General features: G+C 62.7%; 14 protein-coding genes. 6 read left to right on the top strand and 8 right to left on the bottom strand.

Annotation, left to right across the window (positions count from 1 at the left end):
* Window positions 1–20: 20 nt before the first annotated feature.
* The 8 genes from gluQRS to O0882_RS18550 form a co-directional block, all read right to left on the bottom strand.
* Entirely contained in the window at window positions 21–947 is a 927-nt protein-coding gene (gluQRS, locus tag O0882_RS18585) for a tRNA glutamyl-Q(34) synthetase GluQRS (RefSeq protein ID WP_289950334.1), read from the bottom strand.
* A gap of 106 nt (window positions 948–1,053) precedes the next feature.
* Window positions 1,054–1,458: a hypothetical protein gene (locus O0882_RS18580; RefSeq protein WP_289950332.1), complete on the bottom strand. Its 405-nt coding sequence runs from the start codon at window positions 1,456–1,458 to the stop codon at window positions 1,054–1,056.
* 6 nt (window positions 1,459–1,464) lie between these two features.
* Complete coding sequence (locus O0882_RS18575) at window positions 1,465–6,459, bottom strand: PAAR-like domain-containing protein (RefSeq protein WP_289950329.1); 4,995 nt, start codon at window positions 6,457–6,459, stop codon at window positions 1,465–1,467.
* Window positions 6,456–7,754, bottom strand: coding sequence for a DUF2169 domain-containing protein (locus O0882_RS18570; protein WP_289950327.1), 1,299 nt, complete (start codon window positions 7,752–7,754; stop codon window positions 6,456–6,458). The genes O0882_RS18575 and O0882_RS18570 overlap by 4 nt, the downstream gene beginning before the upstream one ends.
* A gap of 2 nt (window positions 7,755–7,756) precedes the next feature.
* Window positions 7,757–9,898, bottom strand: coding sequence for a type VI secretion system tip protein TssI/VgrG (tssI, locus tag O0882_RS18565; protein ID WP_289950324.1), 2,142 nt, complete (start codon window positions 9,896–9,898; stop codon window positions 7,757–7,759).
* Between the two features lie 77 nt (window positions 9,899–9,975).
* On the bottom strand, window positions 9,976–11,022 hold the full coding sequence (gene tssG, locus O0882_RS18560; RefSeq protein ID WP_289950323.1) for a type VI secretion system baseplate subunit TssG: 1,047 nt from the start codon (window positions 11,020–11,022) through the stop codon (window positions 9,976–9,978).
* Window positions 10,986–12,845: a type VI secretion system baseplate subunit TssF gene (gene tssF / locus O0882_RS18555; RefSeq protein ID WP_289950321.1), complete on the bottom strand. Its 1,860-nt coding sequence runs from the start codon at window positions 12,843–12,845 to the stop codon at window positions 10,986–10,988. Before tssF ends, tssG begins: the two co-directional genes overlap by 37 nt.
* A gap of 78 nt (window positions 12,846–12,923) precedes the next feature.
* The gene (locus O0882_RS18550) at window positions 12,924–13,736 is read right to left on the bottom strand and encodes an outer envelope protein (RefSeq protein WP_289950359.1); all 813 of its coding nucleotides are present in this window, start codon (window positions 13,734–13,736) and stop codon (window positions 12,924–12,926) included.
* A gap of 446 nt (window positions 13,737–14,182) precedes the next feature.
* Between O0882_RS18550 and O0882_RS18545 the strand changes: the two genes are divergently transcribed.
* From O0882_RS18545 to O0882_RS18520, 6 genes are all read left to right on the top strand, one after another.
* Window positions 14,183–15,697, top strand: coding sequence for an ABC transporter ATP-binding protein (locus O0882_RS18545; protein ID WP_289950319.1), 1,515 nt, complete (start codon window positions 14,183–14,185; stop codon window positions 15,695–15,697).
* Window positions 15,690–16,766 (top strand): ABC transporter permease, encoded by a 1,077-nt coding sequence (locus O0882_RS18540; protein ID WP_289950317.1) that lies wholly within the window; start codon window positions 15,690–15,692, stop codon window positions 16,764–16,766. The genes O0882_RS18545 and O0882_RS18540 overlap by 8 nt, the downstream gene beginning before the upstream one ends.
* Complete coding sequence (locus tag O0882_RS18535; RefSeq protein ID WP_289950314.1) at window positions 16,759–17,688, top strand: ABC transporter permease; 930 nt, start codon at window positions 16,759–16,761, stop codon at window positions 17,686–17,688. Before O0882_RS18540 ends, O0882_RS18535 begins: the two co-directional genes overlap by 8 nt.
* 21 nt (window positions 17,689–17,709) lie before the next feature.
* Window positions 17,710–18,786 carry a BMP family ABC transporter substrate-binding protein gene (locus O0882_RS18530; protein WP_289950312.1) on the top strand — a complete coding sequence of 359 codons (1,077 nt, stop codon included), beginning with the start codon at window positions 17,710–17,712 and terminating at the stop codon, window positions 18,784–18,786.
* Window positions 18,787–18,907: 121 nt separating this feature from the next.
* On the top strand, window positions 18,908–19,744 hold the full coding sequence (locus O0882_RS18525; RefSeq protein ID WP_071079117.1) for an HDOD domain-containing protein: 837 nt from the start codon (window positions 18,908–18,910) through the stop codon (window positions 19,742–19,744).
* A 137-nt stretch (window positions 19,745–19,881) separates the two neighbouring features.
* Entirely contained in the window at window positions 19,882–21,492 is a 1,611-nt protein-coding gene (locus O0882_RS18520) for a M28 family peptidase (RefSeq protein ID WP_289950307.1), read from the top strand.
* Window positions 21,493–21,517: the final 25 nt, after the last annotated feature.

The raw sequence follows: 21,517 nt of genomic DNA, 5'->3' as shown, positions 1-21,517 counted from the left end.
TTGCGCCGCGGCGGGTTTTTTTATGTGCGCTCGGGAAGGCGCGCCAGCCGCTGCGCCCAGGCGGGAATGGCTTGCCGCCAGAAATCTTCCACGTCGTCGGCGCGCACGTCGAGACCGAGGAAGCGGGCGGCCGGCAGCAGCGCCGACGCCAGCAGTTCGCCGGCATGCGTGCCCGTATCGAAGGCGAGGGCGCCCGTCTGCTTCGACAGTTTCTCGCCGCTGGCATTGTTGACGACGGGCACGTGCAGAAAGCCCGGATGCGGCAAGCCCAGCACATCCTGCAGATACAGCTGGCGCGGCGTGGAATCGAGCAGATCCGCCCCGCGCACCACCTGCGTGATGCCCTGCACGCCATCGTCAACCACCACGGCCAGCTGGTACGCCCAGTAACCATCGCCGCGCAGCACGATGAAGTCGCCCACCTCGCCAGTCAGGTCCTGCCGCTGCGGACCATGCCAGCGGTCAATAAAGCCATACACGGCTTGCGGCCCTTCTGGCACGCGCAACCGCAAGGCCCGCGCCGCCTTGCCCGGCGCCAAACCATGGCGGCAGGTGCCCGGATACACGGCGGCCCCGCCCTTGGCGACACCCGCCTGCAACACCGAATCGTGGATTTCCTTGCGCGAACAGGCACACGCATACACGAGGCCAGCGTCCTGCAAGCGCTTCAGCGCCGCCTGGTACAGCGGCAGCCTGCGGCTCTGCCACGTCGCCTCGCCATCCCACGTCATGCCGCAGCGTTGCAAGGTGGCCAGGATCGCCATATCGGCGCCCTCGACATTGCGGTCATAGTCCAGATCCTCGATGCGCAGCAGCCACGTGCCGCGATGCACCTTCGCATCGAGATAGCTGGCCATGGCGGCAACGAGCGAACCCATGTGCAGGGGGCCGGAGGGAGAGGGGGCGAAGCGGCCGATGTAGGGGGCGGTGGGAAAAGAAGTGTTCATTCGTGCAGGCGCAAGCGGCTACGTCGGTAGTCTGCGCTTGTGGAGTTGGTTATGGTTGGAGCCAAGTATCGGGGAGCGAACGTGGCGTGTCAAATCGGTTGGCAGGTTAGTTGATTAACAAATACTCTATTTTGTTGAAAATCTCCGCTATCTCCTCTTTGCAATAGTGGGGGTCATTTAATTCACGCCATTGGATTCCCTTTAATTTCTTATTTTCCTCATGAAATTTATCTCTAAAGCTAACTACAATGCTTCCATTGTTTGGCCAGTTATTTTTGCTTATGCTTTTTAGTACATTTCCATTTTCCATCTCATTGATTAATGCAGTCATTATGTTATTAGGCATATGCTCTAGTTGCTTTGCCCATTCGATATTTTTGTTTTTTATTTTTTCAATATTTTTTTTGTTTTCCTTAAAAATTTCTTCTTCTTCCCATGATGTTGGGTATGTGAAATCGTATATGGGGTTTTCTTTTGTTCCATTATTTTTCCAGTGTTTTTTGTTTTTCATTTTAACTTATATCTTTCTTCTTATTCCCGGTGAGAGACTGCTTATGTCTGATGGGGAAACGTAATACTGTGTTGCGCCACCGCTACCAAATTGTGTATTTGCTTTTGCCATTCCTTTTGCTACGCAAATGTCCTTATTTACACGATAAACTTGTACTTCAGTTCTCATCGCTCGTGGGTTGCCCATGCTATCCTTTCCTGCTGTTACCTGGGTCAGATCATGATACTTCTTCACGTCGCCGGCTGATTTGATTAGGGTATGATTTGTGACACCAAAGCCTGGATCTGCTCCTGGTGATAGGGAATATAAAATTGTCCCCTTTTTCAATACCATATTGGTGTAAGTATCTACAAAAGCATAAGGATTGTTCGGGTAGGTTGCGGTTCCTTGAGTTGCCCGTGCTTCAGATGCGGGATCTTTCCCGACGCAAGGGTTGCAAGGTGTATTCTTTGGACACCGAGCAGACAAACCCAATGGATCGATCCATTGGGTTGGCGACTTCACATAGGTATAGCCATTCAGCCCTCCCAGTAATCCTATTGGATCTTGCGTCAGGTACCTTGCAGTACTGGCGTCATAGTACCTATAGCGATTGTAAAACAGCCCAGTCTCTTGATCCTCATACTGCCCCTGAAACCGCAGCGGCTGCTCGATTTCACCTTCGACGTGCAGCAAACGCCCCCACGCTTTGTAACGCCCGCTCCAGACCACGTTCCCTTGCGCATCCGTCAACTCGCGCGGCGTACCCAGGTGATCGCAGTGGTAGTGGGTGATGCTGTCGTGTGCTGCCGCGTCATCGGCTGCCGCCTGGGTACCTTGCCATGCCGATACATGCAGCGTTTCGGTGTCCACATGTTCTTGCTTAATCGTGGCCTGCAGTTCGGCGTCGTGCCGGGTGGCAGGCAAATCCCATTGGGCCACGCGCGGCAGGTGGACCGCGCTTGTCTGGCGGCAGGCTGGCGAAGCGATACTGGCCAGCGGTACGAAGCTGTCCGGCTCGTACAGGTATGTGATCGTGTCTTCTTGCCCAAGTTCCTGTGCCAGCGTGTCGCCATCCCAGACGAAGAAGGTGGTGGTGGCGTTCGTGCGGGCGGGCTGGTCTTTGGTGATGTCTTGCTGCTTGCTCCAGCGTGCTTCTTCTACCCGCTTGACGATGCGGCGGCTGAAGGCGTCATAGAAATAGTGGGCGCGGTGGCGTGACTGGCGTTCCGTCCTGGTGGTGTGGCTGAGGCGGTTTTCGGCGTCGTATTGCAGTTCCAGCTCGCTCCAGGTCGACTCCCTGCCTGGCGGATGGAAGCGCTTGCCGATGGCGTTGCCTTGCTCGTCGTAATCGTATTCGATATCGCCGTAGCGTTTCAGTACGTTGCCGGAGGTAGGAGCCTTGTCGAGCAGATTGCCTGCCGGATCGAAGGCGAAGTGTTCGTCCAAGCCCGGTTGCACGGCGGCCAGCAGTTGGCCGACGGGGTCGTACGTATAGCTGAGTTTGCCGAGCGGGCCGGTAGCGGTGGCGCCTGTTTGAAAAATGGTGGTCAGGTTGCCCTGCGCATCGTAGTCGAAGCGGCGTTCGCGCACGGGGGCGGGCGCGTCGGCGCCGCGTGCCAGAGTCATTTGCGTGAGCCGCGATTGCGGGTCGTACTGGCGCGTGGCGAGCAAACCGCTGCTGCCCAGCTGCCGCTGCTTTTCCCGGTGCAGCTTGTCGCGCTCCACGTCGACCACGGTCTGGCCCTGCCACAGCACGCCATGCCAGTGGCCGGAACCATAACGCAGGGTGTCGATGCGGCGTCCGTTCGGCAAGACCGTCTGGATGCGGTTGCCCAGCTCGTCATAGGCGTGCGTCATGACGAAGCTGGCATCCGGCACGCGCGGGGCATTGGGCAGCCTGCCGGCATCGGGTAGGGATTGCAGAAAATATGCGCTGCGCTCTTCGGTCAGCTGGCCCAGCGCATCGTGGAAGAAACGCTGTTCGGCTTGCGGCGCGGATACGGCCGTCAGGCGGCCCAGTGCATCGTAGGCGTAGCGCACCACGCCGTCCGCCGTGGTCTTGACTTGCAACAAACCGAGTGCGTCGCGCAGCAGCTGCGTGCGCTGGCTGCCGCACTCGCTGGCGGTCAGGTTGCCGGCCCGGTCATAACTGTATTGCGTGCGCTTGCCGTCAAAGCCCGTTTCCGACGTCAGCCAGCCTTCCGCGTGATACGCGAGCCGGTAGCTTTCGCCCTTGGCGTTGATCAATTCCGTCAGTTGCAGCGCGCTATCGTAGCGATACTGTAAAGACTGGCCAATGGCGTCCGTGCGCTCCACGGGCAAGCCCTGGCCGTTGTAGCGGTAGCGCGTCTGCTGGCCGGCGCCATCCACGTGCAAGACCAGATTGCCGTCTGCATCGTAGGCGTAGTGTTCCCGTGTTTTGTCTGGTGCGATGAGCCCGGTCAGGCGGCCGAGGCCATCGTACTCATAGCTGCTGACGTGGCCCATGGCATCGCGCGCAGCCGTCAATCTTCCCTGCTTGTCGTAGCTGTATTCGCTGCTGTGGCCAGAACAGTCCGTGTAGCTGGTAAGCAAGCCCTGGCGGTTGTACTGGAAATGCTTGCTGCCGCCCCTGGCGTCGGTCAGTTCCACCAGCTGGCCGCGCTGGTCGTAGCGGTAGCGCGTGACGTGGCCCAGCGCATCCGTGATGCTGACGGGGCGGCCTGCCGCATCGTATTCGCGGCGTGCGGTGTTGCCCAGCGCATCCGTGAAGGAGACGGGCTGGTTCTGGCCATCGTATGCGATGTTGCTGCCGTGCCCTTTGGCATCGGTGCTGCGGGTCAGATTGCCGGCTGCATCGTAGGCGTAGCGGGTGGCGGCGCCGTTGGCGTCGATATCGGCCAGCAGCATGCCGTCGCGGTCCCACTCGCGCCGGCCCAGCGAGGCGGCCTTGTCGCCATTCACGCGGCGCACCTCGGTGACCAGCCAGTTGGCGTCGAATGTGTATTCAAGGACGCCGCCGTTTTCCGCGACGCGGCTGGTGTCGTTGTCCACGTAGTCGATGCGTGTGTGCTCGCTGCCATCTTGGGCGCGCGTGGCGATGGCGCGCGCCTGGTAACTGTTGGCCACGGTGACGGGGAAACGTTCGGCCAGCTCCGGTTCGCTCAAGGGTGAACCGCTCCAGCTGGCGCGCAGCGCGTCCAGGCTGATCCATTCCAGTACGTACGTAAAACCCGTGTAGCTGCTGCAAGAGGTGAGCAGGTGGTGACGATAGCTGTAGCGACGCGTGTCACCGAGCGCATTCGACTGGCTGATCAGGTTGTGGCGCGGCGCGAAGGGCGCCAGGGTATCGTTCGTCTCGACGGCATAGGCGTAGCGGACGTGGCAGAGGCGGCTGCCGTCTGGCAATACTTCGTCGACTCTTCCTATGTGGATGGCTTTTTCCGACTCCCCGCGCATGGCTTCGAGCATGCTGCCATCATCGCCGCGCAGGCGCAGCAGCACTTCGCCCGGTTTGGCATCGATGCATCGGTCGATGCTGATGCCGCGCCCATCGCGCCCTTCGCTACGCACGAGTGCAAAGCGTTGCGTGGCGACGGGAGCGGACGGGGCCAGCATGGCGTTGACGCCGTCGTAGCCGTGCGGCAGCCAGCCGCCTTCAGCGCGCGCGTAGCGGTCGACGCTGCCGTCGCGCCACAGCACGGTAAAAGTGTCGGCGCCGTCGCGCGTCAGCGTAAAACCTTCCTTGCGGCTGTCGTGCTGCTGGCCCGCTTCCAGGTGGGGCAGGCGCAGGGCGCGGCCGCTGTCATCGTGCAACACGATGCCCGCATCGCACAGCGACAGGCTGGTGGTGTAGGGCGTAGACCAGCGCGCGCCCAGCAAGCCCCAGTCCTCGCATGCGGCGCCGGAACGGTAGCAGCGCGTCCAGGCGATGGGGATGCTGCGTTCGAGCGCGAAATCCGTCTGGTACAGGATTTCCTGTCCCGTGCCGAAATGCACGGGCTTGCGGCCCTTGACGGGTTTTTTTGCGGGGCCGCTATCCTTTGGGCAGCAGTCGGATGGCGGCTCCGATTTCGGCTCCTTCTTGCCGCGGCTCTTGCCGTCGTCGCCGCCGTTTTTCGGGGGAGGTTTGTCGAGTTTTGGGGGCGGCTTGTCCGGTTTTTTGCCGACAATCTTTTCCTTGACCTTGTTGATGGTCGGCGCCGCTTTTTTGCCGAGAAACTTGCTCAGTATTTTTCCGCCTGGAACCTTCCCGAACACCGCTGTTTGCAGTAATGTGCCTGCCGCATTCGTGACGATGTCCGAGGCCGTATTGAGTAAATCTGGTGTCTTGCCTGTCAATACATAGTCGGCTGCCTGGTCCAGCACCGTGGCCGATGCTTCCATTGCCGTTCCGCTGGCAACGGTCGCTGTGCCGGCAACGGCGCCTGCCGCCGCCCCCGCTTCCATCGCGGCAGCAACGGGGGCGCCGACTCCCGTTGCCGCGACGCCCACGCCGGCGACTCCCAGCACGGCGCTGCCTGTCAGGACGGCGCCGCCTGCGTCCACCAGGTCTTCGGCGGCGCCATGCATGCTCTTCGAACCATGATCCTTGTAGTCTTGTGCCGCTTCCCGTATCGCCGCCTTCAGTTCCTTGAGCACGGGCTTGGCCGCCTCCCCACCCCGTTCATAAATCTTGCCCACGGTATTGCGCGAATTCATCCACACTTCGCGTCCCATCTGCACCAGATTGGCGCCATTGGCGCGGTGGATGGGGCTGGCGACCTTGGTGTCGACCTGCTTGCCGACGGTGCCGCTCTTGACGCCGCCCGCCTTGCCGGCCGCGTCGCCCTTGACGGTGGGAATGATGCTGCGCTGGTGCAGGATGACGGGTTCGCTGTGCGACTTGACGTTGGGCGAAGCGTTCTGTGCCTCCGCAAACTCACCGATGATGCTGTAGGGAATAGGGGGCGTGCTGGAGCCGACGGGCGTCTTGCAAATGTCGGGGCTGAGGCTGACGCAATAGAAGCGCCCCGACTTGGTGACGGTTTCATTCGTCATGGTTTCTTGCCCTGCCCGGCGGCTTCGCTTAGCGCTTCCTGCGCCTGTTCCAGCAGTTCGATGCGGGCGATCTGCGCCGGTTCCATCAGGTGCAGCAGGCGCGAGGCGACCTGGCCCGCATCGGCCGGCACGATGGCACGCCACACCAGTTCCACGCTGGCCGCCTCGGGATCGACCAGCACCGTATCGATGGCCAGGCGCCAGACGAGCAACTGGTCGTTCTTGTCTGTCAGCAGCAGGCACAGTACTTGTTCAGGCAAGGCGAAGTGCAGCACGGTGTTGCCGCGCTGGTCGATGCGGGCCGAGCGATGGTCGTGGCGGCACAGATTGGTCAGCGTAAATTGCTCCCGTCCCGCCAGGTACGGACATTGCTGGTCGGGCGGCGTGCTGTTCCAGTACGCGAAATCGAAGTCTTCCGGCAGGGTAGGGACTTCGTCGGTATCCCATTTTTCCTTGACGACGATGCTGCCGGCCAGTGCGCGGCGCGGCAGCCAGCCACGGCCGATAACGGCCAGCCCCGCCGGCGCGGGCAGCTCCTTGCCGCCGGCGCCTTGCCAGAACTGGGCGGCCGTGCATGGCAGAGATGCATCCGTGATGCGCGGTGCCGGCACCTCGTCGATCTGTTTCGCATCCAGGTACCAGTGCCGCGCAAAGCCCCGTCCCAGGGGATTGGCCTGGCAGGAATCGTGCGCCGCCGCGTTGCAGTCATCGGCCTCGATGCGGCATTGGCCGCCATATGCGTAGGCGTAGTGCAGCGGCAGTTGCAGGAACGCTACCGGTGCGGATAGCTGCCACGGATTGGGCCGCAGCAAACCCACCGTGGCGATGCGGGCGCAGCCCTGCGCCAGGCGAGTGAGGATGGCTTTCTTGCGGAAGGCGCGCTCGCCACTCACTTGCAGGGTCTTGTCGATCAGGGTCTTCTTTTCTGACCGCACCTTCAGGTTGACGAGAAATTGCGGCATCGCCTGCCCGCGCGGCGCGTGCGCCACGCCATTGACGATCACGTCGCAGCGCGGTTTATACGGCGCGAAGTCGCTTTCCTGAACGGTGCCCGCCTGCGTGTCGCCGTCCAGGTGCTGATCTTCCGTGGCCAGCGGTGATTGGCGCGCCATGGGCAGCAGGCTGGCCAGGCCGTCCGCGCCGCAGGGGCCCAAGGTGTAGCCCATGCGCGCCACCACCACATGAAAGGCCTCGCCAAACTGGTCGACCATGTCGAACTGGCTGGCCGCGTGCGGCGTGCGGTTGTCGAAGAGCAGGTTGGGGATGTTGAAATGGGCTGTGCCGGCGTCGTTCATCGTCAGCCCGGGTTGTTGTCGATGTCGTCGCCATGGATCTGCACCTTCGATCTGCCGCGAATGATGATTTCATCGGCAACCAGTTCGATGCGTCCTGGCGTGATGGTGATGCTGGACGTGCCCACTGTCATTGTGTGCGAATCGGTGGCCGTGAGCGTGCTGTCGGCGCCGACGATGACGCTTTTCGTCAGGCCGACTTGCTCGGCCTGCGCCAGCACCACAGTGGTGTTCATGGCGCCGATGACGGTGGTCTGGTAGGCTGCGCCGATGGTCAGCACCTTGGCCAGGCCGATCGTTTCATCCTTGGCCAGGGTCACCCGTTCCGAACGGTGGCCGTCGATCTGCACCTGCTCGTTGCCGCCCACGTGTTCGCGGCGGTTGTCGCCGATGTCGATGTGTTCGTCATGGTCGACGCGCTCACGGCGGTTGTTGTGCACGGTGATGTCTTCATCGTGGTCCACCGTTTCCGTGCGGTCGCGCTTGACGTGCACCGTTTCATCGCGGTCGATGGTTTTGCGCCGGTCATTGCCAACCCAGTGCGACTCGTCGTGCTCGACTTCGATGCGCTGGTCTTTTTCCGCATGCAGCCATAGCTCTTCCGCATCCTTGCGGTCCTCGAAACGCAAGGCATTGGCGTGCGCGGAGGAACCTTTTTTTGAGGAGCGGCTCAGCATGCCGCTTTGCGTCTTGTTGGCCGGTAGCTCCCATGGCGGCATATTGCGCGCGTTGTAGACGCAGCCGATGATGATGGGCATGGCGACGTTACCGTCGAGAAATTGCACGGCCACTTCCATGCCCACCCGGGGCAGGCTGATGTGGCCGAAATTCGGGCCGGCCCAGTTTGATATCACGCGTATCCAGGGCGAGCTCTTGTCGTCGAAGGTGCCCAGGCGGTCCCAGTGGAATTGCACCTTCACCCGACCATAACCGTCCGTATGGATTTCCTCGCCGGGCGGCCCGACGACGGTAGCTGTCTGCACGCCGTAGATCTTTGGTTCGCGGCTATGAAAATTGCGGCCGGGGCGCCAGGGAGTGGCGCGCGGGATGCACGTAAACGTGTTGCTGTAGTGCGAGGTGGCGCCGTGCCCTTGCTGGTAGTTGTTGCTGGCGTAGTGGTGCACGGACAGGATCAGGTATTCGCCAGCTGCGCTGTCGAAATGCCCGTCCAGGGTGAACCAGCGTCCCGGCTGCGCCGTGCGGTCATTGCCCTGCGCCTCGAACCGCTGGCCCTGGGCATCAACCTCTTCCATGCGGCGCTGGGCCAGGGCTTCGCCATCGTCGATGTTTTTAAAACCGTAGCTGCCCGTGTTTTCATACACTTCCAGGGACGGCACGGCGCCTTGCCGGTTCAGCGAGTCGCGGCTGGCGCGGGCGCTGCGCGGATTCTTGAAGTTGAAACTGGCCACCGTCATCTGGGCCGGGGCCATGCGCCGCACCGTGCGCCATTGATGCACGCCATCGTCTTCCAGGGAACCGGCCTGGTGCTGGAAGGGCATGGCGCTCGATTCTCCATCGATGGGCTTGCCGGTAGTGCTGTCGTCGTTCAGCCACAAGGTGTGGCCGTCAAGGCGGTGTTCGTAGCGGTAATGCCAGCCCAGCTGTTCCCAATGGCGGTGCAGCAGGTTGTGGTCGCTTTCGTTGTGCTGGCACGTGTAGGTGATGGCGGGATCCAGGCCGCTGGCGGCCAGCTTGTAGTCGCGCATCAGGTAGTCATCGAAGACCTTGTCCGTTAGCGCCGCTACCGTCAGGCCGTGGAAGGCGACATTGTTTTGCCGCAAGTGCAGATGCGCCAGCCATGGCTCCAGCACCATTTCATAAAAGGCGAAGCCGCCGTCCGTGCGCAGGAAGCGGAATTCGAACACGTAACCATTGAAGTAGCGCAAGGTACCGTCTTCGCGCACCAGTTCGATGGTCACCATCTTGCCCATCACCTTGTCGAGCGCGATGGCGGCGTTGTCGGACAGCACTTCCACCACATGGGAAAAATCGCGCGACAGGCTTTCGCTGGCGGCCAGGCTGTTGGCCAGGAACTGGATGCCGGCGGGGCCGTCGCCATGCGGAAAGTGCAGGCGCAGCAGGCGCTGGCCCTGCATGTCGCCCGTTAATGCCGTCCATGCCGCCGTCGTATCGGGGAACTGGCTCATCGCGCATCGCTTCACGGTAGGAATCGTTGAGCGACTGTAGCAATAGCGAACACAAGCGTTTTGCGCCGCCGCAAGGTTCAATCTTTGAGTGATGGCATCAATTGCATTTCGTAATGCATGTCGTCGCGGTGGCGCGGTGATGCTGCATCGCCGAGGAAACTGTTGCAGCCGAGTCCGCCTTGTGGCGCGGTCGTCAATGCCAGTCCCCGCACCTCGCTGGCGTGCAGCACCAGCACGATCTGGTAGCGCACGAGCGGCTGGCCGAACAGCATCAGCATGTGCCGCAGCGCTTCGCTGCCAGGGGCGCGCGGCAGGAAGCTGGCGTGTTGCTGCGCCGTGAGCGGACCGAGGCGCAGGCGTACGGCCAGGTCGGGGCGGCGGCAGCGCTCGCCGATGGTGGCGCGCTGGCCCAGCACGGCATTGGCCATGCCCAGCGCTGTTTGTTCGCGCGGCGCCAGCGCGTCCATGGCGCCCGTCGCTTCGTCGATGTGGCAGGCCACGCCAAAGTGGTCGCTGAGGATGCGCGCCATGACGATGGACGAGATGTTGCGTTGCTGCAGCAAGCCGCTGTACAGGCCGATCGCCACCTCATCCTGGCCCTGGCCCGGCTGGCACGCGGCCAGGTCCAGCAGGCGCGACAGGAAGGCGCCGCTGTGACCGGCCTGCTCGATGCGGTATTTTTGCCACGCCTGGTAAAACAGGGTGACGGCACGGCTGGAAAACAGGTCGAGAAAAGCGCGCGCGCTGGTGTCGCGCTCGCTATGCTGGTGCGCGGCGATGCGCTCCGAATAGTGGCTGGGCAAGCTGCCCTGGCAGCCGAGCAGGCCCATGAAGGCGGGCGTGAGGTGGATGTGCTGGCTGTGGCCGGACAGCAGCGCTTGCAGCAAGGCATCGGCATCAGCGATGCCGTTGGTCGTGAGCGCCTCGATCTGGCTGGCGGGAAAGCGCAGCGAAACGCTGTTGTCGAAGCGCAGAATCTTTGCCAGCGCCGTGTGCTCATCGATGCCGTGTTCGGCCAGCCACGCCAGCAGCAGGCGCAGCGCCTGGAAGCACTCGAAGCGCTGCGGCGCGTCGAGCAATTGCTGGATCACGCTGGCGTGGCGTCGGCGCTGCGTTCCGGGCATCGGATGAGTTCCTCGCCGCTGCGCTGGGACAGCAGCGTCAGTTGGCTAAAGCAGTTGAGCTGGCTGTTCAGGGCGAAGTAGCGCTGCAGCACCTGGGCAAAAATATAGATGCTGCTGCCGACGAAGGCTTGCTCGTCGATGCCCAGGCGGATGGCAATGCCGGGCATCAGGGTGGGAAACGGCACGGTCGGCATCCACGCGCGCGTGCTGCCGTGTTCCAGCGTGACGATGCCCTGGATCAGGCGCTGCGTGGTGGGCGAACGGGGCAGGTCGTACAGGCTGAGCATTTTCTGGAATTCGCCCAGGCCCGCTTGCGTCAGGCCCGAGTAATTGAGCGACAGGTGCGCAATCAGGCGCCAGTGGGCGCCGTTGTCCGCCAGGAAGCGCATGCTGGGCGTGGGCTTGCGCAGGAAGCGCGCGGGGATGCCGTCGGGCACGTCTTCGGCCAGCAAGTCGCCGCAGGGCAAGCCGTAATGCAATTGCGTGGGCAAGTCGCGGTTGCTGCACAGCAGTTGCGTCGAGACGGTGGCGCAGGCCGCGTTGTCTGGCGAAAACTGCGGGTCGATCAGGCTCAGGCGCATTTCATGGCCGGGGCTGATGGCTGCCACGGTTTCGTCGCGGCGCGCCAGCCAGTATTGACCATGCTCCTGGCCCTGCTCTGCCTGAGAACCCTGCAGCGAGGCATACAGCGGCAAGAAGGTGCTCAGGCGCTCGCCGGCCTCGTCCTTGCGCACCACGGTAACGGCCTCGATGCTATGAACGTCGTAGGCAAACGCATGCGTGGCATCGGCCAGCAAGGCGTAGTCGGGCTCGGTATGCGTGAGGCGGATCGGCACGCCGGACTTGGCAAACAGGTTGACGACAGGCGTGCATCCCGGCAAGAGGTTGTCGCGGCTGACGCCGGACAAGAGCCGCGCCTCGTGGCTGTCGCTGCGCACGCCCTTGAGGGGCAGGTGCAAGGTGAACTGGCGGCATTGCTTCGGCAACAGGGCCGCCAGCCGGGACCAGGTGATATCGATGAAATGGAATTTTTCCGGAAAGGCGAAATACTCGGTCAGCAGGCGCAGGGCCGGGTGCGAACGGGCGGAAATGGGGATCAGCGCGTCGTTTTCTTCGTAACCGGCCGGCGCCAGCAGCGTGCCATTGACGGCCAGCCAGGGATTGTGTTCATCCAGCGCCACGTACGCGCCCGCGCCGCGCAGGAAAAGGGCATCGAGCAGGGCCGCGCGCACGGACGGTTCGCCATCGGCAAACAGGCGCAGGCTGGAAAAGCCGGCCTGGTCCAAGTGGTAGTTGTCGCTGCTGCTGGTGAAGTGAATGCTGAGCAGGGCGCTGGCGCCGTCGGGCAGGCGCAGGCCGGGCGGCGCGTCGATGATGGCAGAAAAATGCAGGCGAGAAATGGCCAACGGCGCCAGGGTCACGTCATACGCGCTGGTGAATTTGCAGGCCACGCCTTGCACCGGCTGCGAGCGCAGCACCGTGCCGCGCGGGACATGCACAAGCTGGGCCAATTGGCCGCCGCCCGGCGCTTCGTCGGCGGCGATGCGCACGATGGAGCATGAGGGAAACGGTCGCAGATAGTGCGGGTACAGGGTGTCGAGCAGGGAATGCGTAAATTGCGGATAGGCGTCGTCGAGGCGTTTTGACACGCGCGCCGTGAGCAGGGTAACGGACTGGATCAGGCGTTCGACATGCGGATCTTCGCAGGTGTCGCCGGCGATCAGCAGGCGCCCGGCCGCTTTCGGATAGCGGCTGGAAAACTCGCGCGTGTACTGGCGAAACAAGCCCAGCTCACGCTCGTAATACGGCAGCAGTTGTTCCACGGTCGCGCTCTCCGCCAGCTGGAAAGCTTCATGCTGGCATCAGGCGCGACCGTGGATGTTGATGCGTGACAATGATTCTTAGAAATGGTACTCCGCGCGTATCATCGGCGTCTTCGCCGTCTGGCCCACATTGCCCGTGGTGGCGGCCGAGTTGCCGAACTTGTTCTTCCAGTACTGGTATTCCAGGCCCACGCGGAAGGTGTTCTTGGCGCTGCCGAGGGCCGCGCCCACGTCGTACATCACTTGCATGTCGATATTCGTTTCCACCGCCGTCTTGCGTCCCACTTCATCCTTGCCTTTGGAGTCGATGAGGTTAAAGAAACCTTCGAACGAGAACAGCGGCGACAGGGGAATGGCCCAGGCGCCCGTCAGCATGGCGTGCGTTTTATACGTGTAGCGGCCCGTCACTTGCGAGATGGGCGGGAAGGCGCCGCTGGGGGCGTTGCTTTCACGCAGCAACAGCAGGCTGGTGTTGAAGAAGCCGGGCACGTCCCACATCAAGGTCGGGCCTGCCACCAGCATGCGCTTGCGCGAGTTGTAGCCGACGTCATTTTTCGTGTTGACGTCGAAACCCAGGGTGACGCCGACGCCGCGCACGGGGCCGAACTTGATGTCACTGCCGCGCACCTTGCCGATGTCGATGGTGTTGCGGTACACCAGATACGCCTCTTGCGCGCCGGAGGTTTTGCCCAGCGCGCCAGGGTCCTTGCTGTCGGAGATCAGGAAATCGAGATTGACGAAGTTGCTGCCGTATTTGTAGCCGCTGGCATGCGTGATGGCAAAGATGTTTTTCTTGATGTCATCGGGATTGAACGGCTCGCGGTAGTCATTGCCGGCGCGCCAGCTGAGCGAGGTATCGCTCCATTCGGCAGCCTGGGCGGTCGCTCCCAGGCCCAGGGTCGTGGCAAGGCACAGGCAAGGCAACAGACACGGTAAGATTTTTGGCACTTTCGGCTCCTGATGGCGGTGTTGGAAAACGGATACAAGGGATGGCGGGGCGCGTAGGGCGCATGATGCGCTGCGTTGCCGCAGAATGCGCGCCGTTCAATCCATGATGCGAGAGGCGCGGCGTCAGATAATATGCAGTATTTACATACCTACTATCATTTCTTGCATATAATCATCGCATCTTCCAGCCCTTGTGGGGCAAGGCGGGGGCTGCAAAGCAGCTAATTTTTTTCAAAATTGTATACAGGTGTTGTTTTTTTGTAGAAATAGAAATGGACTACAAAATGCCAGCCCCCCAGCATCCGCGGATGCCGATACGATAGCTATCGCGATGGCTTGATGCCGCGCTGATCGATAGACGGACAACTTAGCGAGGCACGAAAAAAACAATGACGGCACGTCTGGAATTACACGACATCAGCAAGCGCTATCCGTCCGTGGTGGCGAATGACGGCATTCACCTCACCGTGGCGCCCGGACAGATTCACGCCGTGCTCGGCGAGAACGGTGCCGGCAAATCGACCTTGATGAAAATCATCTATGGCGCCGTGCAGCCCGATGGCGGCCGCATCCTGTGGAATGGCCGCGAGGTCGAGATCGCCAACCCGTCGGCCGCGCGCGCGCTGGGCATTGCCATGGTGTTCCAGCACTTTTCCCTGTTCGACACGCTCACCGTGACGGAAAACATCGCCCTCGGTTTGCCCGCAGGCACCAACATGGCGGAACTGGCGCAGCGCATCGAGGCGACGGCGCGCCAGTACGGCCTGGACCTGGAACCGCAGCGCCACGTGCACACCTTGTCGGTGGGCGAATGCCAGCGCGTGGAAATCGTGCGCGCCCTGCTGGCCAAACCGCAACTGTTGATCCTCGATGAACCGACGTCCGTGCTGACGCCGGGCGCCGTGGAGAAACTGTTTACTACCTTGCGCCAGTTGGCGGCCGAAGGCTGCAGCATCCTGTACATCAGCCACAAGCTCGACGAAATCCGCGCCCTGTGCCATACCTGCACGGTGGTGCGCGCCGGCAAGAACGCTGGCGTGTGCGACCCCACCCAGGAATCGGCGGCCAGCCTGTCGCGCATGATGATCGGTGCCGAACCGCCCGCCGTCACGCGCGTGGCGCGCACGCCCGGTGCCGTCATGCTGAGCGTGCGGCAGCTGGACTTGCCGAAGAGCCACCCGTTTGCCACGCAGTTGACGGACATCAATTTCGACGTGCGCGCTGGCGAGATCGTCGGCATCGCGGGCGTGTCCGGCAATGGCCAGCAGGAATTGCTGGCGGCCCTGTCGGGTGAGGACATGCGCGCGGCCCCCGCCAGCATCGTGCTGAACGGCACGCCGGCAGGCCGCTTGCCGCCGGGACGCCGGCGCGCGCTGGGCTTCGGCTTCGTGCCGGAGGAGCGGCTGGGACGCGGTGCCGTGCCCGACATGGGGCTGGCCGACAACGTGCTGTTGAGCTTGCAGACACCCGCCACCATCCGCCACGGCTTCGTGCGTCATACCGTCATCGCGCAGCGGGCGGCCGCCATCATCGCCCGCTTCCAGGTGAAGGCGGGCGGGCCGCAGGCGCTGGCGCGCAGCTTGTCTGGAGGCAATTTGCAGAAATACATAGTCGGACGCGAAGTCATGCGCGAGCCCACCGTGCTGGTGGTGGCGCAGCCGACCTGGGGCGTGGACGTGGGCGCCGCCGCGCAAATCCGCGCCGAATTGCTGGCACTGCGCGACGCCGGTTGCGCGTTGCTCGTCGTCTCGGAGGAACTCGATGAATTGTTCGAGATCAGCGACCGCCTGTTGGTGATGGCGAAAGGAAAGATTTCACCTTCGCTGGAGGTGGGCGAGGCCAGCGTGGCGCAGGTGGGGCAATGGATGAGCGGGCTGTGGCCGCAGGAGGCAGTCCATGGTTAAGTTTGCCTTGCGCCTGGAAGCCCGGCCAACCCCGTCGCGGCTGATGTCGTGGCTGTCGCCCGTGCTGGCCGTGCTGCTGACTGTGCTGTGCGGCGCGCTGCTATTTGTTGCGCTGGGACACGATCCGCTGGCGGGACTGGCCGTCTTCTTCGTGGAGCCCTTGCGCGACGCGCACGGCTGGTCCGAGCTGGGCATCAAGGTGGCGCCGCTGCTGTTGATCGCCGTGGGCCTGGCCATCTGCTTTCGCGCCAACATTTATAACATCGGCGCGGAAGGGCAGCTGACCCTGGGCGCCATCTGCGGCGGCGCGGCAGCCCTGTACCTGGACGATGGCGTCGGCGGCGCGACCGTCATCGGCGTGTCCCTGCTGGCTGGCATGGCGGGCGGCATGGCGTGGGCGGGCCTGGTGGCCTGGCTGCGCGACCGCTACAACGCCAGCGAAATCCTCGTCTCGCTGATGCTGGTCTACATCGCCCAATTGCTGCTCAGCTATCTCGTGTATGGCGTGCTGCGCGACCCGGAAGGCTTCAACTTCCCTCAGTCGAAACTGCTGTCCGACGGCTTGCTGTTGCCGATGGTGATCAGCGACACGCGCTTGCATGTGGGTATCATCTTCGCCTTGCTGGCCTCGCTGGGCGGCTGGCTGTATTTGTCGCGCAGCATTTCGGGTTTTCGCCTGCGCGTGGGCGGCATGGCGCCCGCCGCCGCGCGGTATGCGGGTTTTTCTTCGCGCAAGACTTTGTGGTCGTCCCTGCTGATCTGCGGCGCCCTGTCCGGCCTGGCGGGTGCCTGCGAAGTGCTGGGACCGATGGGGCAGTTGACGCCCACGGTCTCGCCCGGCTACGGCTTTGCCGCCATCATCGTCGCTTTCGTGGGGCGGCTGCATCCCGTCGGCGTCCTCTTTTCCAGCTTCGTCATGGCCCTGTTCTATATCGGCGGCGAACTGGCGCAATCGCGGCTCGGCTTGCCCAGTGCCATCACGGGCGTGTTCCAGGGCATCTTGCTGTTCGCCTTGCTCGCTTGCGACGTGCTGATCCAATACAAATTGCGCTGGAGAAAACATGGATAACCTGGCCCTGACGATAGCGCCCTTGATCGCCGCCAGCATCAACGCGGGCACGCCGCTGATGCTCGCCGCGCTCGGTTTGCTCGTCAATGAAAAGGCGGGCGTGGTGAACCTGGGCGCGGAAGGCATGATGCTGGTCTCGGCCATCACGGGCTTTGCCGTGGCCGTCAACACGGGCAGCCCCACCCTGGGTTTTCTGGCGGGGGCGGGCGCCAGCATGGTGCTGTCCGGCTTCTTTGCCTGGCTGACCGTATGGCTGGGCACGAACCAGTACGCGACGGGCCTGGCCTTGTCGCTGTTCGGCGCGGGCGCCTCCACCTACATCGGCCTGAAGTATGTGGGCAACAGCTTGCAGAACGGCCGCTTCGGCATCCCCTTCCTGGAAGACATTCCCGTGCTGGGACCGGCCCTGTTCCGCCAGCATCCGATGGTGTATCTGTCGCTGCTGCTGTGCGTGGCCATCGCCTGGTTTCTGTACCGCACGCGGGCGGGACTGGTGCTGCGCGCCGTGGGCGAATCTCCCGCGTCCGCGCATGCGCTCGGCTATCCCGTGCGCCGCATCCGCCTGGCGGCCGTGCTGTTCGGCGGCGCCTGCTGCGGCCTGGCCGGCGCGTTTTTATCGCTCGTGTACACGCCGCTGTGGGTCGAGGGCATGGTGGCGGGGCGCGGATGGATCGCGCTGGCGCTGACCACGTTTGCCACCTGGCGCCCCGCGCGCGTCGTGGGCGGCGCCTACCTGTTTGGCGGCATCACCATTCTGACCTTCCATGCGCAGGCGCTGGGCGTGCCGATCGCCTCGCAGCTGCTGTCGATGCTGCCGTATGTGGCGGCCATCGTCGTGCTGGTCCTCATTTCCAGCAATGCCAATTACATCAAGCTCAACATGCCCGCTTCGCTGGGGAAAAATTTCAATCCCGGAAATTAATCACTCACCACAAGGAAAACCATGTCCAAGAAATTACTGTGCGCCGCCGTTTGCAGTGCCATTCTGATGCCTGCCATGGCCGCCGCACCGGCCGCTGCGCCGCTGAACGTCGGTTTTGTTTACATCAGCCCCATCGGTGACGCGGGCTGGACCACCCAGCATGACCTGGCGCGCAAGGAAATGGAAAAGGCGCTGGGCAACAAGATCACCACCAGGTTTGTGGAAAACGTGCCGGAGAGCGCCGATGCGGAACGCGTGATCCGCGACCTGGCGCAAACGGGCAGCAAGCTGGTCATCACGACCTCGTTCGGTTACATGAATCCCACCTTGAAAGTGGCGAAGCAATTTCCTAATGTGAAGTTCATCCACCTGACTGGCTACAAGACGGCCGTCAACGTGGCCAACACGAATGCCCGTTTCTACGAGGGCCGCTACCTGGCCGGCGTGCTGGCAGGCAAGATGAGCAAGACGCATGTGGCCGGTTATGTGGCGGCGTTTCCCATTCCGGAAGTGTTGCAAGGCGTCAACGCCTTCACGCGCGGCATGCGCAGCGTCGACCCCAAGGCGGAAGTGAAAGTGGTGTGGGTAAATAGCTGGTTCGATCCGGGCAAGGAACGCGACGCGGCCATCACCCTGATAGGCCAGGGCGCCGACGTGGTCACCCACCACACGGACTCGACCGCCGTGGTGCAGGCGGCGGAAGAAAAGGGCAAGTATGCGATCGCCTACCACTCGGACATGAAAAAGTACGGACCGAAGGCGCAGCTGGCCGCCGTCACCCACCATTGGGGCGAGTACTATACGAAGCAGGCGCAAGCTGTGCTGGACGGTACGTGGAAGTCCAGCAGCACCTGGGGCGGCATCAAGGATGGCATGGTCAAGCTGGAAGGCATCAACGCCGCCGTGCCCGCCGATGTGAAACAGTTTGTATTGGCGCGCGAGAAAGACTTGGTGGCTGGCAAGCTCAATCCTTTCAGCGCGCCGATCAAGGATAACGATGGCAAGGTGCGCCTGGAGAAAGGCGTGCTGGACGATGCGGCGCTGACGAAGATGGATTATTTTGTCGAAGGCGTGGCAGGGAAAGTTTCCGGAAAGTAATAGGTTTGAGTTTGAACTTGCTGTAATATTGCCGGAAACGGGAGCAAGGCCGGGGATACATGCGCATTCCCGGCCCATCCACATAGCTGAGCCTGCATAGGCCCGTACCGGAGATCGACCCATGGACAGACTGGAAGTATTCAAGATTATCGCGCTGCAAGCGAGCAAGGGCGAGTTGACGTTCCCCGCCAACGTCAAAGCCACCTTGAAGCTGCAGGAAGCGCTGGATGACCCCGATTGCCATATCGAAGCGGCCGCCCGCATGGTCATGGCCGAGCCGCTGCTATCGGCGCGGGTCGTGGCCTTGGCCAACTCGGCCGCCTACAACCGTTCCGGCAATGAAATTGCCAATGTGCGCGCAGCCGTCTCGCGCCTGGGATTTGCTACATTAAAGTCGATGGTGGCGTCCGTCATCGTGCGCCAGCTGGGCAGCCAGATTACTGACCCGCAATTGCGCGCCAAGGGGGCCAAGCTGTGGGAGCACACGGCCCACGTGGCGGCATTGAGCCAGGTGATTGCCCGGAAAGTCACACATGTGGACGTGGAAACGGCCATGTTCGCCGCCATCGTGCACGAGGTGGGCGGCTTTTATCTGCTGTCGCGCGCCGAGGAGTATCCGGGCTTGCTCGACGACAACACGGAAGACTGGATCGAATACGGCGAAAAACTGATCGGCCGTGGCGTGCTGCGCCAGCTGCAAGTACCCGACATGGTCTTGCAGGCCGTGGAAGGCATGTGGCATGGCGGCAGCCCATTCCCGCCCCGCACCTTGGGCGCGACCCTGGTGCTGGCCAACGATCTGTCGCCTGTCGGCTCGCCCCTGCACCCGCCGGAAAGCGCCGAGCGGCGCCTGGCAGCGGCGAAGATCGACTTCGGGATTGGCGGCAGCACCCTGCACACGATCCTCGAGGAATCGGCCGAAGAGATCGAATCGCTGGCGGCGGCCCTGCTGGTCTGAGGCTTCCCCATGGTCTATCCCCGCCCTTGCTGCGGGGATTTTTTTCGTCCGCATTTTGATCCATCTTTCCCCATGGCATACAATCGCCGGCCCGGCTATCCGCCGGACCGCTTTCCTCCTCTTACCCAAAGGATCTTATGCAGAAGCTGTTTTCTTCCCTCGCCTTGACTGCGCTGGCGTTTTCCGCCCAAGCCGCTGCCGGTTTGCCCGTGGTACAGGAAGCGCCGCTGCGCGCCCACCTGGCCTTCCTGTCCAACGATTTGCTGGAAGGCCGGGGCACGGGCCAACGGGGCGCCGACCTGACGGTGGCGTATCTGGAAACCCAGGCGCAGATGGCCGGTTTGCGTCCCGTGCGCGGCAACAGCTACCGCCAGAGCGTGCAAATCGCCGGCGTGAAGTCGCTGCCTGCCGCGAGCAGCCTGCAGGCGCTGGCCGGTGGCAAGGCCGTGCCGCTGGCGTTCGGTCCGGACTGGGTCTGGGCCACGGGCGACTCCGTTGCCGCCCACACCTTCGACGCGCCGCTGGTGTTCGTCGGCTACGGCATCACGGCACCGGAAGAGGGCTGGAACGATTTCAAGGGTGTCGATGTCAAAAACAAGATCGTCGTCATGATGGTCAACGACCCGCAGCCGACCGCGCTTGATCCGAACCGCTTCGCAGGCAAGGCGTTGACCTATTATGGCCGCTGGACCTACAAATTCGAAGAAGCCAAACGCCAGGGCGCCGCTGGCGTATTGCTGATCCACACGAAACCGTCGGCTTCGTACGACTGGAGCGTGGTGCAGAACAGCTGGAGCGGCAGCGAGCGCTTCCAGTTGGCGGACCGTACTGCCGGCACTCCCCTGCAGGGCTGGATCGAGGAAGACGCGGCGCGTCGCTTGTTTGCGGCCGGCGGGCAAGACCTGGACGCCTTGCGCGCGCAAGCGGAAAGCAAGGACTTCAAGGCCGTCGCCTTGAACGCCAAGTTGAGCGGCGAAATGAAGTCCATCGTGCGCAAGGTGGAACAATTCAATATCGCCGGCATGGTGCCGGGCACCGACGCTGCATTGAAGGATGAAGCCGTCATCTACAGCGGCCACTGGGACCACCTGGGCCAGCAAGGTGACTCTCGAGACACGATTTACAACGGCGCCGTCGACAATGCCTCGGGCATTGCAGGCTTGCTGGCCATGGCGCAGGAAGCCGTGAAGCAACCGGCGAAGCGCACGCAGATCTTCCTGTGGGTGGCGGCCGAAGAGCAGGGTTTATTGGGCAGCGCGGCCTATGCGGCCGACCCGCTGTGGCCCTTGAATAAGACGGCGGCCGCGCTGAACCTCGATAGCTTGAATTTCGTCGGCGCCACGCATGACATCGGCGCGCAAGGCAGCGAGCGCACGGACTTGGGGGCGATGGCGGCGGCAACCGCCAAAGCCATGGGCATGCACATTGCCCAAGCGCGTCCCGACCTGGCCGGCGGCTATTTCCGCAGCGACCATTTCAGCTTTGCCAAGGCGGGCGTGCCCGCGTTTTCCATCAATGGCGGACGCGAGTACATCAAGGACGTGGCAGAGTCGAAAGCCAAGGCGGCCGCCTACGGCCCCCGCTACCATCAAGTCACCGATGAGTACGATGCCAGCTGGGATTTGTCCGGCATGACGCAGCAGGCGCAATTTACGCTGAACCTGGGGCAAGCCGTGGCCAACGCGGCGAAAATGCCGGCGTGGAAGGCGGGCGACGCGTTTGGCAAGGCGCGCGAGCAAGCAAAATAAACCCGGGGTCAGACCCTCAACAGCG

Source organism: Janthinobacterium sp. SUN073, from assembly GCF_030397665.1.
Taxonomy (GTDB): domain Bacteria; phylum Pseudomonadota; class Gammaproteobacteria; order Burkholderiales; family Burkholderiaceae_D; genus Janthinobacterium.
The sequence above is the reverse complement of the archived record's forward strand: the minus strand, read 5'-3'. Positions and strand labels throughout refer to the sequence as shown.